The following is a 15,316-nucleotide window of genomic DNA, read 5'->3' on the forward strand; positions in this document are numbered from 1 at the left end:
CCTTTCAGATGAAATCATCTAAATCAATCTTTTTTCCATGATCATAAGTTTTAAAGTCAGAATCATTGATTTTTCTTTTAACCCTACAAGGAGTTCCAAAAGCAACCACATTATCTGGAATGTCTTTAGTTACAAGACTCCCTGCGCCAATCACACTATTTTTTCCAATTCTAACACCAGGTAAAACAATTACTCCAGCACCTAGCCAAACATTTTCTTCAATATAAACTTTTTTATTATATTGAGCCCCTCGTTTACGTAAGTCAGGCGAGACAGGATGTGTCGCCGTGTCAATCGTAACATTTGGTCCAAACATGACATGATTTCCTACAAAAATATCTGTATCATCAACTAATGTTAGATTAAAATTAGCGTAAATCCCTGTCCCAAAATGGACATTTTTTCCACCAAAATTAGCATAGAAAGGGGGTTGAATAAAACAATTTTCTCCAATTTCTGAAAACATTTCTTTGAGAAGTACCATTTGTTGCTCTGGCTTAGTCACTGAAGTTTGATTATACTTTTCCAGTAAAACTAAAGCTTCTTGTTGCTCTTTCCATAATTTTTGATCGTTAGGAAAGTAGAGTTCTCCCGTGTGAACTCGTTTGTAGTTTTCTAATTTAAGCATTTCATCAACTCCTTTTTAAAACTCTCTTGATTTATGAAAATTAATTATTTACGAAATTTATAAATTCATAAAAACCTTTTTGTCCTACCTCATTATCTTTGAATACTCCGGCATCTTTCAATACCTGTTCAAATACTTCTCCAACTGCTCCCTGAACTGTTTCATGCACTGTTTCTTTTGAAAAATATTCTGTTTTTTTCAATTCTTCAGCCCATGGTTTGTGAATTTCTGACATCTCATTTTCTTGATTCAAGAGATATTTTTCAACTTCCATAAGTTCTGTCTTTAATCTGGCTGGTAAAATTGCAAGTCCCATCACTTCAATCAAACCAATATTTTCTTTTTTGATATGGTGTAGAGCTGGATGTGGATGAAAAATTCCATCTGGATAAATTTCACTTATATTATTATCTCGTAAAACTAAATCTAATTCATATTTCCCCTCTCGAATTCGAGCAATCGGAGTAATGGTATGATGAAGCCTTCCATCAGCACTTTTAGCTTTGATTTGAAGACTTTCATCACTATAAACTTGCCATTTTTTTAAAAGTTCATCTGCAGCATTTGAAAGTTCTACTTGGTTTTCACTTGATAACCTTAGAACAGACATTGGCCAATTCACGATTCCACAAGAAACTTCTGGAAAATGTTGAAGTTTAATTTCTTCTCGAAGTTCAGCTTTTGCCATCGGAAATTCATAGCGGCCAGCTTGATAATGGTCATGAGTCAAAATTGATCCTCCAACAATTGGTAAATCTGCATTAGAACCAATCATATAATCAGGAAATTGATCTAAAAATCCCAATAAATTATCAAAAGCACGTTTATTAATTTCCATTGGTTGATGTTTAGCATTTAATAAAATCGAGTGTTCATTAAAATAGGCATAAGGAGAATATTGGAAGCCCCAGTCTTCGCCGTTAATTGAAACTTGAATGATTCGATGATTAGAACGAGCAGGTTTATTTCCTATGCCATAAAACCCTTCATTTTCCAAACAAAGTTGACAAGCTGGATAAGAGGAAGCCTTTACTAATTTAGCTGCCGCAATGGCTTTGGGGTCTTTTTCTGGTTTTGAGAGATTAATCGTTATTTCAAGTTTTCCATATTTTGTCAAATGACTAAAGGCAATATTACGTGCAATATCTCGAGTTTTTACTTGGTTCACTTGCTGTGCCAGTTCATAAAAATATTGAGTTGCTGCATCTGGAGATGTCTTATATTTTTCCCAGAAATCATGATTGATTTTACTTGGGCGTGGTGTAATAAAATTCATCAGAGCGGCTTCATAAAATTCATCTTGTCCTTTTTCAATCACATTATTTTCATTTGCAATCGCTAAAAGTTGGTCCATTAAAATCAAGGAATCTTTCTCGTGAGCTTCTTTATCGACTTCTGCCCAATCATTTAGACCAAGAAAATGAAGAAGTTGATTTCTGTGATAGAGCTCATCAAGTGGCTCAATCGTTCCATTTTGTAAAGCAAGACTAATAAAATCTTGAATTGATTGATAAATTAACATAAATACTTTCTAATTTCCTTCTGTAAGTAAAGTTCTTGCTTTGTCTTGATTAGTGAGTTTTGGAAATGAATACAAAATTCAAGCACTTAGTTTTGAGTGCTTGAATTTGCTATCACTAATTTAATGTTCACTCACTTAAATCACTCATAAAAGTTTTTTAATTTTATTTGATTTATTCAACATCCAACTTTGTTGAACCAGAACCAATTTGAGCGACATAAAAGCTTGCTGGATAACCGACAACTTCTTCGTAAACTTGGCCGACAGCTTTTTCAAAGGCTGAAACATTGTCATGAGCAACAAGAGCAATTGCACAACCGCCAAATCCGGCTCCAGTCATTCTGGCCCCCAAGACACCGGCTTGTTTTTGAGCAGTTTCTGCTAAGGTATCAAGTTCAAGTCCTGTGACTTCATAATCATCTTTCAAAGAAGCATGTGAAGCATTAAGGAGTTCTCCAAATTTTGTCAAATTACCTGCAACAAATGCTTTTTGGGCAATTTTAGTTCGATTATTTTCATAAACGGCATGACGTGCACGTTTAATTAATGTTTCATCCCCAATCAAACCAGTATTGGCATCAAATTCTTCATTTGATAAATCTCCAAGTGATTGAATGTCCAATCTCGTTTGCATTCTTTTGAGCGCTTCACGTGTTTCAGCAAAACGTTCGTTGTATTTTGATTCTGTCAAAGCCCGCGGTTTGTTAGTATTCATGATAACAATATCATAATCACGAAGTTCAACAGGAACCATCTCATATTTTAGAGTGTTACAGTCCAATAGGATTGCTTTTTTGACTTCACCAAAACCAATAGCGAATTGGTCTAAAATTCCAGAATTAACACCAATATAATCATTTTCTGTTTTTTGTCCTAATTGAACCAATTCAAGACGTGGAACATTTAAGTTAAATAAATCATCCAAAACAACGCCGACTAAAAGCTCAAGTGATGCTGATGATGAAAGGCCAGATGCTGTAGGAATTTCTCCTTTTATCAACAATTCAAAACCTTTGTCAATTTCATATCCTGCTCCTTTAAGCATGACCATCATTCCCTTAACATAATTAGACCAAAGCTCACCATCTTTCTTTTCAACTTCATCTAAATCAAATTCGATGACGCCTAATTTAGGAAAATTTTCTGAGTAAAGTTTGACTTTTTTATCTTCTCTCAGACGAGCTAGTCCTGTTGTTCCAATTGTGATTGATGCCGGGAAAACATATCCTCCATTGTAATCGGTATGTTCACCAATCAAATTAATTCGTCCTGGGCTAAAAAAGTATTCAACTTCTTTTGTATCTCCAAAAACTTCTGCAAATTTTTCTGTTAATGCTGATAATACAGTACTATTTTCTACAACTATAGACATTTCTTCTCTCCTCTAAATTTATTTCTTTATTTTGTGTGCAAGCTATAAATTGTGGTTGCTTGATATTTTTCTCCCGCTTTTAGGCTGATATCTCCAAGCTCTGGAATTTGCTCAGACCCAGGTGATACTTGACATTCAAAAGTAATTCCACCATGATGCACTTGCTTTTTCCCATGATAAAGAGTTCCTAAATCACCAAAATTTGCTGTAAATATCACAATACTTGGTTGGTCAGTAAAGACTGAAATTGAAGTATCATCAAGTGTTAAACAAGCTTGTTCTTTATCAAGTCCTAACTGGTCTAACAAGAAAGGATGGTCAATTCCTTTAACTAATTGAACTTGTTCCATATTAGAATTGAGGGCATTTGATAATTGTTTTTCCTGACGGAAATCCAAGTCAGTATTTTTTATATCAACGATATCACCACGAACAATTTCTGTTTGGTCTTTTAAAGGAACAAATCTTGAAGCAGCCAGTTGAAGTTCATGATTTTCAACAGATTCACTAGCATCACCATTCAAATTAAAGTAGACATGCCCAGTTGGATTAAATACAGTGTCTTTATCAGAAATGGCCTCATAATTAATTTTCCACTTATTGTCATCATCAAAAGAATGAGTTACTGACATTTCTATTTTACCAGGATATCCATTTGTTCCGTCATTGGAAACGAAGGAAAATTTGACTTGAACTTCAGCTCCTAAATCGGTAACTTCATATGACCAAAGTTTAGTATGAATGCTTTCTTCCCCACCATGTAAGGTTTGAGGGCCTTCATTTTGATTTAAGATATAATCTTTCCCAGAAATTTTGACCAAACCATCCTTAATTCTTCCTGCTGTGGGTCCAACTGTTGCACCAGGATAGGCATCTTTTTCTAAATATTCTTTAGCTGAATCAAAGCCTAAAATCAGATGCTTTCCGTCTTTTTGCCAGTCAACAATCCGAGCGCCCAGATTTGTAAAAGAAATTGTGACACCTGCTTTATTGGTTAGACTAATTAAGTCACTTCCTAAGCCAAAATCTCTTATTTTAATTTCCATGATATTTCCTAACTATAATGACCTTTAATCAAATTTTAAAAATTCTACTGACAGATTTACTGATGACAGATTAAACGAATTTCATCTTTTTATTTTCTATCTTACAAAAGCTGTCAGTAAATTATTTACCTATTTTAAACGTTCTTCGAGTTCTGCAACAATTTCTTCGTGACGTTTTTCAGTCAATTTAACTTTGAATAAATAAACTGCTAAAGCGATAATCATCAAAATGGCTGGAACTACAAATGAGTAGAGTTTAAATGTTGCCACACCGTAAGTGTGACCAGCGATATATTTTGAACCTGTCATTCCTGCTGAAATTGCCACAAATCCATAGATACCATTTGAGAAAGCACCGGCAATTTTATCAAGCAATGGACGCATGGCAAGCGTTACGGCTTCATTACGTACTCCATTTTTCCATTGACCATATTCTACCGAGTCAGTAATTGTCATTAATACTGACAAGAAAACAAGTTGATATGGCGCAGTTAAGAAGATTAATCCAGCAACAGTCATTGCTACTGAACTTCCTAAAACGAACAAGAGATAACCAAGAAGCATTGAAATGATTGCTCCAGTCAAAACTTTGCGTCGTCCAAATTTTTTAGCTAAAATCGGAAACATTGGAACGAGAATGATTGAACCAATGAATCCGACAATTCCTGTAATTGAATAAAGACTAGCATTTCCAATAACAAAAGTAAAGTTCAAAATCAAAGTTGCTGTTGTTGCCACATAAGCAATGGCAAATAAAATATATGAAAGTGACAACCACATTAATTGGTCATTTTTTAGGAGCGCTTTAAATACATCCAATGTATTTGTTTTGGTTCCTTCTTGACGAATAACTGATTTTTGTTCTTTGGTTCCCCAAGCGGTTACCAAAGCCGAAATTCCTTGGACCAAAGCGGCAATAACACCAAAAGCAAAGAATCCTCTTGCTCCTTGAGCATGTCCACCTTTAGTAAAGAAAATTGTAATTGGAATCGCTAAAATAGTTGCCCCTTGCGCACCAATTGCTGAGCCAAAACGGGCGAAAGTTCCAAGCGTTTCACGTTCAGAATTTTTTTCTGATAGGGCTGGAATCATTGACCAGAAGGCAATATCTTTGAATGAATAAAAGGCGTCAAGAATAATAAAGGCAATGATGAAGACAATGGCAAATAATGTACGATTATCACTTTTTGCTAGTCCGAAGAAGTCTGAAAACATGAGCATAATCATCAAAGATGACACAATCCCACCAACAACCAACCAAGGTTTAAATTTTCCCCATCTTGTGTGGGTATTATCAATAATTGAACCAATGATTGGGTCAAAAACAATTTCGATTAAACGAATAATAACGACTAAACCAGTGACTAAAGCAATCATCGCATCCTCATGTGGTGTTCCAGCAAACATTTGTGCCGTTACAAAGGCGATGAAGAATGTACTAATTGAATAATAGTAAACATCATGTCCTAATGCACCAAAAGCGTACGATAAACGTTGTTTCATTTTTCCCTCTTTCATGGGAATCCTCCTTTATACTAAATCTACTTAATTCATAAGTAAATCTACAAAGCTACTGTTTTGCCTTTTGAAACGAGTAATCCTTGGTTGGGAAAACTTTTATTTTAGATAAGTTTTTAAAAGCGAAACAGTCTTCAATTTCATTTTGAAATCGCTCACATTTAGAGTATAACACTTTGGTTTAAGAAAGGGTTTCCAATTTCAGCTTATCTTTTGGAAACCCTTTCTATTTTGCTCTTTTTATAAAAAAAAGCTCGATATGACTTGATATCGAAGCTTTATTGTTTTAAAGTATAAATGGAGTAAGCATCAATTAGAACTCTTGATAAAATGGATAATGAGAGTCTACTATGAACATCTAAATCAAAATAATTCACCTCAAGACTACTCTTGTAACCAATCAAACTTATATCCGAAAGATTGGTCAGACTGGTATTAGCATTAACAGTTAAGGATAATATTTTGGGATTTTGTCCTTTGGCAATATTTAGAGCATTTAAAATTTCTACTGTTTCTCCTGAAAGTGATAAAACGATGATTAGGCTTTTTTCATTAACAAAACGGGCATAGTAAGCCATGTATTTTGAATCATCATGCAAACTGACGGGCTTACGGAAAAGTTGCAACTTTTTCATCAGTTCGTCAGCAACGTTTGTTGATAAGCCTCGTGAAAAAATTAAGATTTCCTCTGATTCTTGAATTAACTCCACAGCTTTTTCAATTTCTTCAGCAGAGATATTTTCTATTGTTTTCAAAAGTTCTTCTTGATTTTTAGCAATAGCCCCCAAGACTTCTTTGGAAAAACCATTGATTTCAGGAAGTTTTTTCTCACGAATCGAATATCTAAATTCACCATAACCTTCAAAACCTTTTTTTCTTACTGTTCGATTGACAGTTGAGAGAGAAACATGAGCCAATTCTGCCAATTCTGAAATTGATAATTGTGGAATTTTCTCATAGTTTTCTTGGATAATTTGCCAAGTATAGGATTCAGCATTGGTTAAATTGGACATATTTTTACTCCATTGATTCGCTTGTTGTTATCAAAAAATGTTTTCTATCCTAAAATTATAACATTTGACGCTTACATTTGCTATAATTCCCTGAAATCGTTTTATATTTCTATTTTTAAGGAGAAAGTAATGACTTATATTCCCAATCCCACTCGTTATGACCACATGATTTATCGCCCAGCTGGAAATTCTGGTTTATTATTGCCTGCCCTTTCATTAGGACTCTGGCATAATTTTGGTTCGGTAGATGACTTTGAAAATGCGAGGGACATGATTCATATGGCATTTGATTTAGGAATTACTCATTTTGATTTGGCCAATAATTATGGGCCAGAACCCGGTTCAGCAGAACGTAATTTTGGTCGTATTTTGAAAGAAGATTTCCAAAAACTACGTGATGAGTTAATTATCTCAACTAAAGCTGGTTATCCAATGTGGCCTGGACCCTATGGAAACTGGGGCAGCAAAAAAAGTTTGCTGGCTAGTCTTGATCAATCTTTGGAGCGTTTGGGACTTGACTATGTTGATATTTTTTATTCACATCGTCCTGACCCAAATACACCGATTGAAGAAACAATGGGGGCTTTAAAGAGCGCTCTGGATAGCGGAAAAGCACTTTATGTAGGTTTGTCCAATTATTCCGCCAAAGAAACCGAAGCTGCGGTCTTAGCGGCTGAAAAATTAGGCTTTAAATTCTTGATTCATCAACCTCGTTATTCAATGCTAGATCGATGGATTGAAGATGATTTGCAAGAAACTTTGACGGAGGCGGGGATAGGAACAATCGCCTTTAAACCTTTGTATCAAGGACTCTTAACCGGAAAATATTTACATGGTATTCCTGAAGATTCGCGAATGCGTGATCCTCATTATGCAACTTTACACGATGACAGTCTTACGAAAGAAAGATTGGAACAAGTCCAAGCGCTTAATGATTTGGCTCAAAGTCGTGGACAATCTTTAGCTCAAATGGCCTTGGCTTGGGTTTTACGAGAAAGAGATGACAAGGTTCAAGCCGTCACTTCTGCTTTAATTGGCGCAAGCCGTCCGCAACAAATCATTGAAAATGTGGCAGCTTTAGAACATTTGAAATTTACTGACGAAGAATTAATTAAGATTGAAAAGCTCTTATAAAGAACAAAAAAGTTACTGACAAATCTGTCAGTAACTTTTTATTTTCTAAATAAAGCTGTCAGTAAAATTAATAGCTCAATCGGTCAATTTTTACACCAGTATATTCGTGAACAGCATCAATTGCATGATGATAACGTGTTAAATATCCTTCCTGATCACGGTGATCTCCTTCGTCATCTAAAATAACAACTTTATCCATTAAACCAAACTCAGCTAATTGACGCATCAATTCTTCATGAAATTCATGACGCGATTCTTCCCATTCCATATGACGAAAGCCGTCATCAATATATTCTGTAATTGGTGGAATGACTAAAATTAAATCCATTCGTTCATCGGCAATTGTTTTCTTGAATAGAGGTTCAAGCTGTTCGAAATCTTCTCTAGGTAAGTATAATTTAGCGTACACTCTGGTCACAATGGCATCAGTATCTAAAAAGACAATTCCTTGGTTGGCAGGAGAATTGACTTCGCGAGAATTTGCATCATATTGGCCTGTAATCATTCGAGCATAATCATCCATTTTCAACTCATCATCATCAATATTAAAAGCTTCTTCATATTCTCTAGCGTATTCTTCTGAAAACGGAGCATTGATGGAACGTGCCAAACGGCGAACAAGGGTTGATTTACCTGTTGAAGCTGAACCCATGACGGTTACAACTTTCGAAAAATGCCTTCTAAAGACGCGATTAATGTGAGTCCAGTGTTCTTGCGGATTTTCTCTAATTTGTGTAGCTGATAGTGAAATATCATGTCTGTCAGCAATTTCAACAGCATATTGATTCCCGTCAGCTGGAAATCGTTTATTCAGTTCTGCTGCGTATTCTAATTCGCCGACATAAAAAGTGACTGATAAATCTCTCTCCAATGTATTATGATGAATCAATTCAAATAAACGATTTGCCCATTCGTCCCAACCATTAGGCATTTCTGGTAAATCATTTTCATTAAGCATCGAAACTTTAATATTTTCTTCATCATTAAAAGCTTCTCGTAAATAACGGAATCGTTTCTCAAGAGGTAGGCCAATTTGGGCACCACGGTCATTATCATAACCGGAAACGACAAGTAAGACCCCGTCATTCAAACTTGCACATTTATAGATTTGTTGCTGATGCCCCGTATGCAGAGGAGCAAAAGTTCCAAAATAAATACCGATATTTTTTCCACTTAATTTTGATTTTGAAATATTATTTGTGAGCATTTCGTTTATATCCTGTTTTCATATCAACAATATTCGTCAATTCCTTACCATTTGCATAGGCATCGAAATTTTTTTCCAATATTTTCATAAAGCGACGCCATGTTTCAGGAAGAGTATAACCGCCAGAAGCATGAGGAGTGATTAATAGTCTTTCTGTATGCCAAGCCCGGTGACCTTTAGGCAATGGTTCTGGGTCGGTCACATCAATTCCTGCCCCAGCAATTTTTTTAGACTCAAGAGCATCACACAAGGCTTCTAAATCAACATTTGTTCCCCGACCAACATTTAGGAAAATAGCATTTTCTTTCATTAAATCAAATTTTTCTTGATTAAATAATTTATAAGTTTCATGGGTCCCAGGGACACTTGAAGCAATAATATCAGCTCTTGGTAAAACTTTGTCTAGGTCAGTTTCGGCATAGACTTCATCAGCAAATTCTTCATCACCATAAACAGTTCGTTTGACTGCAATGACATGACCTCCCAAAGCTTGAATCTTTTGTGCAAAGTGACTTCCAATATCACCTAAACCATGAACCAATACTGTTGAGCCATAAATAGATTGAATCTGACCAATATTTTCCCAGATTTCTTTTTCTTGTTGTTTTTGATAAAGGTCAAATTTTCTTAGAAGAACGAAAGCCATTGTTAGTAAATGCTCAGAAATCGTAAGTCCATAAGTTCCTGTTGCATTTGTCAAAACTACCTCTTGAGGAAAATTTGCTCCTTGAGTATAACCATTGGTTCCAGCTGATAAAAGTTGGAGCCATTTTAAATTTTTATATTTTGCTAATAAATCAGGCTTTGGCAGACCAACTAATACTTCTGTTTCCATAAAATCTGATTCTGTCAGCTCTTCTTCTTTTTTAAATTGAAACTGGTAAGCTTTATTTTTCTTGAAAGCCGCTTTTGTTTCATCTGAAAAATTTAACCAAACATTTTCTAAGGCAATTGCTTTTATCATTGGGACTCCTTTGTATAAAATGAATTTTAAAGACTACTTAAAGAGAATAAAGTCAAGCCTTGTTTTCTTTATCTTCTTTCTTTGATTATAGCACTTTGCCTTAATTTTATAAAAAATAGAAGTTTGACAATTCTGAAATTATCAGTTCTAAAATGACATAAAAGAGAATTTCAGCAAAAATTCTCTTTTTATTTTTATTAAGCTCGTACTGTTTTAGCAAGACCTGTTTTTTTATCATAAAGATTAATCAAACCTGAGCCGTTTTTACGAATCATATCCCCTGCTTTAACCGCAAAAGGAACATCAATATGTAAAAGGGTCATTGGGTTTGGTGCACGGTCAATATGTTCATCTGTTTCTGCCAAACGAAGATTTTTGACCATTGTTTCCACGTGGCGGAATCCTGGGCCATAAAATTCAATTTGGTCACCTTCTGTAATAACATTTCTTTGACGAATTGTAGCTACCATTGTTTCAGCATCAAAGTCAACAACTTCTCCGACGAATTTGTACTCAGGAATTTTACGACGAGCCCCAAAGAGTTGCTTATTTTCATCAGGTGTTCCATAATAAAAGCCAGTGTCTAATTCACGTTGAGCTACTTTCCATAATTCATCAACTAAGGCTGGTTTTATTTCTTGAAAACGTTCTGGTGATTCCAAATAGGCATCAATAGCTGCTTTATAAACGTTAGAAACTGTTGAAACGTAGTGAATTGATTTCATTCTTCCTTCGATTTTGAGGGAATTAACTCCATTTTCAATCATATCAGGAATATGTTCAATCATTGACATATCAACGGCTGACATTGAAAATTCTTCAGTGACTTCACCAGTAATCGATTTTCTCTCGCCAGCAAATGGCATATCATATAAATCATATTTCCAACGGCAAGATTGTGAACATCCCCCGCGGTTAGCATCACGCATACTCATATAATTTGACAAGACACAACGTCCTGAGTACGAAATACACATGGCTCCGTGAACAAAAGCTTCAATTTCAACATCAGTATGTTGACGAATTGCTCTTAATTCTTCTACAGAAACTTCACGCGCTAAAACAACGCGTTCAAGTCCTAAATTTTTCCAGAATTCTAAAGTTTCATAGTTAGTGGCAGACGCTTGTGTTGACAAGTGAATGGCCAAACCTGGTGCTTCAGCAGCGCAGATGGCAATCAAAGCAGGGTCAGAAACGATAACCGCTGAAATTCCTAAATCACGTAATTTACGGAACCATTCGCCCGCCCCTTTTTCATTTCCTTCATGTGTCACCATATTGGCTGCTACATAAACTTTAGCATTGTGAGCACTTGCATAAGCGACCCCTTCAGCCATTTCTTCAAAGGTAAAATTACCTGCACGTGAACGTAAGCCATAGGCTTGTCCACCAATATACACTGCGTCTGCGCCATAATCAATAGCGACTTTTAGTTTTTCGAGTGTTCCTGCTGGTGCAAGAACCTCTGGACGTGTTTTTGTAATTGACATGTTTCAATTCTCCAATTTTCAAGATTGTAAGTATTTTGAAAAGGCTCCAAAAAGAAAAAATCTTAGTCAAATTTATTGTCAGTAAATTTGCGAGCCAAAACTTCTTTGTTTCTTTATTTTACAGGATTTCTTGCCAAATTTAAACCTTCAAATGTGACAAAGTTCTTTGACATTATGTTGCTTATCTCTCATTTTTACTGACAGAATTATTGATATTTTTTTGAGTAAATAATAAAAAGGTCACTCTGAATATCCAGAGTGGCCTTCCATTTTGAGTTCATTTGTTATAATTTTTGTTAATGAGCCCTGTGATAATGGCTCCAACAATCAATAAAAGTGTAAGGACAATTTTTCCTACTATTCCTGGATTAGAAAAAAGAACAATAAGCCAGACAATAACCATAATAATTGGAAAGAAATATTTTTTAAAATTAATCATTAGTTTTTCCTCCTTATTGCCATTTATATCCGCTATAAACAGAAGAAATCTTGCCACCTGTCAAAATAGAAGGGTAATATGTCGTGCAAGTAAAAAAAAATCCTCCCGGTACTTTAGTCCATACCCCAGCTAGACTTAACATAAATTTCCCAATAGTTCCTACTCCGGGTATTACAAAACCACTATATATTAAACCCGAAGATATCATTTGATTTGCCCTATCTTTGGAAACGTATATTCTTGTTGTTTGAGAATATTTATTTTTACTTACCATCACCACTTTATTTACCCCTTGATGATAAGTTGTTGCTTTAACTTTTGGACCACCTATTAGTCCAAAAATAATTAACGATAAACACATTGTAATAAATATCAGAATCTTTTTCATGTCATAGTCCTTTTACCTTTCTCATTTCTTAATAAAATAAGAAACTAATTAAGAGCTCGGCATTCAAATAATCACCTAGCTATGGCGGCGACTTTTCCATAATTTTATCTCCTTTCTAAAAATTTGAATCTTTCATTTGAGTGAAAGTTTGCTTGTTTATTCGTAACTTTTCACTTGTTTTTATCTACAAGGACACTATAATATTTTATCGTTAATTTTACAAATAATTTGTTTTTTCATTGCCGAAAGGTTATAAAAGATTACAAAAAGTTATCGATAAATCGATAACTTTCTTTTTTTATTTAATGGCATCTTTATCCAAATCATAGAAACCGTGTGATAATGTCCGTCCTGCTGGATGTATTTTTCGGATTTCTTCATCTAGTTGGAAAGCCTTAAGTTCTGTAAATTCGCCTGCTTCAATCAGCTTTTTAGCTTCTACAAAAAGTTTGCTTATCGCTACAAAATCTTCACCACGAGTAAAAATTCCATCCAATTTCCAATGGTCATAACCCATTGCTACTAAATCTGAAAGTTCTGTCATCATATCTAAATCATCATTAGCAAAAATATGCGTCCCGTGATTATCTTCAAAGATTGAATAATGTGTATCAACTTTCTTAGGTTCAGAGACAAAAAGATTTCTTTCTCTGTCTTTGCCTTTTTCCTCAGTCTTGATGAAATTATAATAGTTTTGCACCAATGGACGTTTACTATGATGAATCACCGTTGCACCATAAACTAAAATTTCGCCTGGTACAGCTAATTCATCGGTCATATCAGCAAGTTCTTCTTTTGGCAATTCACGTGCAAGAACAGCTTCAATTGCCCCTTGTTTGGCCCAAAAATTAACTTGACGGGCAGAAGCAACCATGGTTGAGGCATCATAAGTAAATGGTAACTCATATTTATCACGTTGCAAAACAAAAATCACACCCGCATCGCCTACTGCAATTCGGTCAGCTTTAATTTCAACTAAGAAATCTAAAAAATCTTTTATTTTTGCCATCATCTCTGTATGCATCAGAGCATTGACCGCGACAGTCACTGTCTTTCCTGCATCATGTGCAAGTTCTGTAATTTTTTGAATCTCTTCGTTGGTTAAGGCAGTTGGTACGCGTAAACCATAATTTTTTTCACCAATGTATAAACGGTCAACTCCAGCTTCGAGCAATGCTTTAGCTTGCTCTAGGCTTTCTGCCGTAGAAGTAATAGTAATCATAGTGATAATTATATCATATTGTTCTCTTACACGTTTTTTCTAATTCATCCTCTTACTAAAATTTGCTGCTCAAAATGATATTTATTCATAAAAAAGCATAGCTTAATTTTATTTTAACCCAAATGAAACTAAATGGTAATGCACTTAAATTCCAGGTAACGTAAACCTTTGCTTTTTATACTATAATTGATTACATAATATAGGAAAGTGCTAGAAAATTATGGAATTAAAGAATTTAAAAGATTTTTATGAGAAGCAAGAATATGTCGATTATAACGAAAGTAAAAGTTTTGAACAAAGACAAGTCAACAAAAGAATTGAAGAATTAAGCTTCTTCACTAATATTGCTGTTTTCTCAATTTTTCTTGTTTTTACTACTTACATTTTGGTGAGTTTATTGGCAAGCTGGATTGCTATTCCAGTTTCTATTGTTCTCTCGCTTGCTCTTTATATTTCCGTGAAAAAAGGAATTGCTAAAGCGATTAAATTTATGATGAAATAAAAACTGTCTAATAGACAGCTTTTTTTATTTTATTCCAATTAAAATTTGCACATGAATTCTTGCTGTTTTTGGCGGATTTTCCTTTGCAAATTTTTTTCTTTCCTCAGAAACTGACCATTCTAATGGACTCATCAATAAGAAATCTTGACGCAAATTTTCTGGAATTTCAAAAGTATAATCAATTGTTTGTTGAGTATTCTCAGGAAATTCTTCTTTAAAACGCTCAATAACTGCTTGATTATCATAATCAACTGGAAGTTGATAAATTTCTCGCAACTCACGTAAATAATTTCTGTCAGGAATAATTTTAATGACCCGGCCATTTTCTGTCAGAACTCGATGAAATTCTGCATAATTTGAAGGCGTAAAAATATTCAAAATTACTGACAGACTTTCGTCAGCAAAAGGGAGATTAGTTAAATCAGCTAAGGACAGAAAACTTTTCGTATCTAATTCGGTTGCCATTTCAATTCCATCTTTAGCAATATCAAAAGCAAACTTCGCCCCCGCACCCTCTATGAGTTTTAAAAATGAACCTTCACCTGTTCCAACATCAAGTAAATTTCCACTGACAAATGATTTTTGAATTTCTGTCAGTAAATTTTGATACATCCCTGCTTGAATTAAGCGTCTACGTGGTTCAAACATTTTACGTGTATAATGCTCTGTGTCAGCTTTTGTTTGTAAAAAATTAACATAACCTTTCTTGTTTAAATTATAAGTATGATTATTTTCACATTTTAAGGCATAGGCTGCCAATTGAAATTTACCATGACAAATTGGACATCTCAACATTTCTACATTTTCTTCTAAAAGTAAATATGCTTTTTCAATTTTTTTTAACATAGTTCTACTTTATCATATCAGCTCA

General features: G+C 34.6%; 14 protein-coding genes and 1 pseudogene. 2 read left to right on the plus strand and 13 right to left on the minus strand.

The features are described 5' to 3' along the window. Nucleotides 1–4 precede the first annotated feature (4 nt). The 6 genes and pseudogenes from ACRYLU_RS10095 to ACRYLU_RS10120 all read right to left on the minus strand — a co-directional run. Nucleotides 5–628 (minus strand): sugar O-acetyltransferase, encoded by a 624-nt coding sequence (locus tag ACRYLU_RS10095; RefSeq protein ID WP_260310593.1) that lies wholly within the window; start codon nt 626–628, stop codon nt 5–7. A 40-nt stretch (nt 629–668) separates the two neighbouring features. Beyond that, entirely contained in the window at nt 669–2,150 is a 1,482-nt protein-coding gene (locus ACRYLU_RS10100) for a UDP-glucose--hexose-1-phosphate uridylyltransferase (protein ID WP_445080951.1), read from the minus strand. 172 nt (nt 2,151–2,322) lie between these two features. Beyond that, nucleotides 2,323–3,522 carry a galactokinase gene (locus ACRYLU_RS10105; protein WP_445080952.1) on the minus strand — a complete coding sequence of 400 codons (1,200 nt, stop codon included), beginning with the start codon at nt 3,520–3,522 and terminating at the stop codon, nt 2,323–2,325. A 26-nt stretch (nt 3,523–3,548) separates the two neighbouring features. Continuing rightward, nucleotides 3,549–4,568: a galactose-1-epimerase gene (galM, locus tag ACRYLU_RS10110; RefSeq protein ID WP_058205013.1), complete on the minus strand. Its 1,020-nt coding sequence runs from the start codon at nt 4,566–4,568 to the stop codon at nt 3,549–3,551. 129 nt (nt 4,569–4,697) lie between these two features. Beyond that, nucleotides 4,698–6,086, minus strand: a complete 1,389-nt coding sequence (locus tag ACRYLU_RS10115) for a glycoside-pentoside-hexuronide (GPH):cation symporter (RefSeq protein ID WP_195927830.1) — start codon at nt 6,084–6,086, stop codon at nt 4,698–4,700. A 278-nt stretch (nt 6,087–6,364) separates the two neighbouring features. After that, a pseudogene (locus ACRYLU_RS10120) lies at nt 6,365–7,102 on the minus strand (MurR/RpiR family transcriptional regulator); the annotation flags it as partial. A 126-nt stretch (nt 7,103–7,228) separates the two neighbouring features. On the opposite strand from ACRYLU_RS10120, the gene mgrA reads away from it, so the two are divergent. Then, complete coding sequence (mgrA, locus tag ACRYLU_RS10125; protein ID WP_445080953.1) at nt 7,229–8,233, plus strand: L-glyceraldehyde 3-phosphate reductase; 1,005 nt, start codon at nt 7,229–7,231, stop codon at nt 8,231–8,233. 67 nt (nt 8,234–8,300) lie between these two features. Here the strand turns inward: mgrA and ACRYLU_RS10130 are convergent, their stop codons facing one another. The 6 genes from ACRYLU_RS10130 to ACRYLU_RS10155 form a co-directional block, all read right to left on the minus strand. Beyond that, on the minus strand, nt 8,301–9,440 hold the full coding sequence (locus ACRYLU_RS10130; RefSeq protein ID WP_058205015.1) for a nicotinamide-nucleotide adenylyltransferase: 1,140 nt from the start codon (nt 9,438–9,440) through the stop codon (nt 8,301–8,303). Further along, entirely contained in the window at nt 9,427–10,404 is a 978-nt protein-coding gene (locus ACRYLU_RS10135; RefSeq protein ID WP_445080954.1) for a D-2-hydroxyacid dehydrogenase, read from the minus strand. The genes ACRYLU_RS10130 and ACRYLU_RS10135 overlap by 14 nt, the downstream gene beginning before the upstream one ends. 197 nt (nt 10,405–10,601) lie before the next feature. Continuing rightward, nucleotides 10,602–11,894 carry a peptidase U32 family protein gene (locus tag ACRYLU_RS10140; RefSeq protein WP_098394179.1) on the minus strand — a complete coding sequence of 431 codons (1,293 nt, stop codon included), beginning with the start codon at nt 11,892–11,894 and terminating at the stop codon, nt 10,602–10,604. A 277-nt stretch (nt 11,895–12,171) separates the two neighbouring features. Next, nucleotides 12,172–12,333, minus strand: a complete 162-nt coding sequence (locus ACRYLU_RS10145) for a hypothetical protein (protein ID WP_015427104.1) — start codon at nt 12,331–12,333, stop codon at nt 12,172–12,174. 13 nt (nt 12,334–12,346) lie between these two features. Beyond that, entirely contained in the window at nt 12,347–12,721 is a 375-nt protein-coding gene (locus tag ACRYLU_RS10150) for a hypothetical protein (protein WP_445080955.1), read from the minus strand. Between the two features lie 298 nt (nt 12,722–13,019). Next, the gene (locus ACRYLU_RS10155; RefSeq protein ID WP_004254664.1) at nt 13,020–13,943 is read right to left on the minus strand and encodes a peptidase U32 family protein; all 924 of its coding nucleotides are present in this window, start codon (nt 13,941–13,943) and stop codon (nt 13,020–13,022) included. Between the two features lie 220 nt (nt 13,944–14,163). Between ACRYLU_RS10155 and ACRYLU_RS10160 the strand changes: the two genes are divergently transcribed. After that, a complete protein-coding gene (locus ACRYLU_RS10160) occupies nt 14,164–14,445 on the plus strand; it encodes a DUF3270 family protein (RefSeq protein WP_038602178.1) in 282 nt (93 codons plus the stop codon). A 24-nt stretch (nt 14,446–14,469) separates the two neighbouring features. On the opposite strand, the gene ACRYLU_RS10165 is transcribed toward ACRYLU_RS10160, so the two are convergent. Then, nucleotides 14,470–15,291, minus strand: a complete 822-nt coding sequence (locus ACRYLU_RS10165; RefSeq protein ID WP_445080956.1) for a putative RNA methyltransferase — start codon at nt 15,289–15,291, stop codon at nt 14,470–14,472. Between the last annotated feature and the right edge of the window lie 25 nt (nt 15,292–15,316).

Source organism: Lactococcus sp. KTH0-1S (genome assembly GCF_052544945.1).

What these genes read in the sequence shown, in the direction of transcription:
- ACRYLU_RS10095 (WP_260310593.1), bottom strand. Translation starts at nt 628, where the DNA reads ATGCTTAAATTAGAAAACTACAAACGAGTTCACACGGGAGAACTCTAC.
- ACRYLU_RS10100 (WP_445080951.1), bottom strand. Translation starts at nt 2,150, where the DNA reads ATGTTAATTTATCAATCAATTCAAGATTTTATTAGTCTTGCTTTACAA.
- ACRYLU_RS10105 (WP_445080952.1), bottom strand. Translation starts at nt 3,522, where the DNA reads ATGTCTATAGTTGTAGAAAATAGTACTGTATTATCAGCATTAACAGAA.
- galM (WP_058205013.1), bottom strand. Translation starts at nt 4,568, where the DNA reads ATGGAAATTAAAATAAGAGATTTTGGCTTAGGAAGTGACTTAATTAGT.
- ACRYLU_RS10115 (WP_195927830.1), bottom strand. Translation starts at nt 6,086, where the DNA reads ATGAAAGAGGGAAAAATGAAACAACGTTTATCGTACGCTTTTGGTGCA.
- mgrA (WP_445080953.1), top strand. Translation starts at nt 7,229, where the DNA reads ATGACTTATATTCCCAATCCCACTCGTTATGACCACATGATTTATCGC.
- ACRYLU_RS10130 (WP_058205015.1), bottom strand. Translation starts at nt 9,440, where the DNA reads ATGCTCACAAATAATATTTCAAAATCAAAATTAAGTGGAAAAAATATC.
- ACRYLU_RS10135 (WP_445080954.1), bottom strand. Translation starts at nt 10,404, where the DNA reads ATGATAAAAGCAATTGCCTTAGAAAATGTTTGGTTAAATTTTTCAGAT.
- ACRYLU_RS10140 (WP_098394179.1), bottom strand. Translation starts at nt 11,894, where the DNA reads ATGTCAATTACAAAAACACGTCCAGAGGTTCTTGCACCAGCAGGAACA.
- ACRYLU_RS10145 (WP_015427104.1), bottom strand. Translation starts at nt 12,333, where the DNA reads ATGATTAATTTTAAAAAATATTTCTTTCCAATTATTATGGTTATTGTC.
- ACRYLU_RS10150 (WP_445080955.1), bottom strand. Translation starts at nt 12,721, where the DNA reads ATGAAAAAGATTCTGATATTTATTACAATGTGTTTATCGTTAATTATT.
- ACRYLU_RS10155 (WP_004254664.1), bottom strand. Translation starts at nt 13,943, where the DNA reads ATGATTACTATTACTTCTACGGCAGAAAGCCTAGAGCAAGCTAAAGCA.
- ACRYLU_RS10160 (WP_038602178.1), top strand. Translation starts at nt 14,164, where the DNA reads ATGGAATTAAAGAATTTAAAAGATTTTTATGAGAAGCAAGAATATGTC.
- ACRYLU_RS10165 (WP_445080956.1), bottom strand. Translation starts at nt 15,291, where the DNA reads ATGTTAAAAAAAATTGAAAAAGCATATTTACTTTTAGAAGAAAATGTA.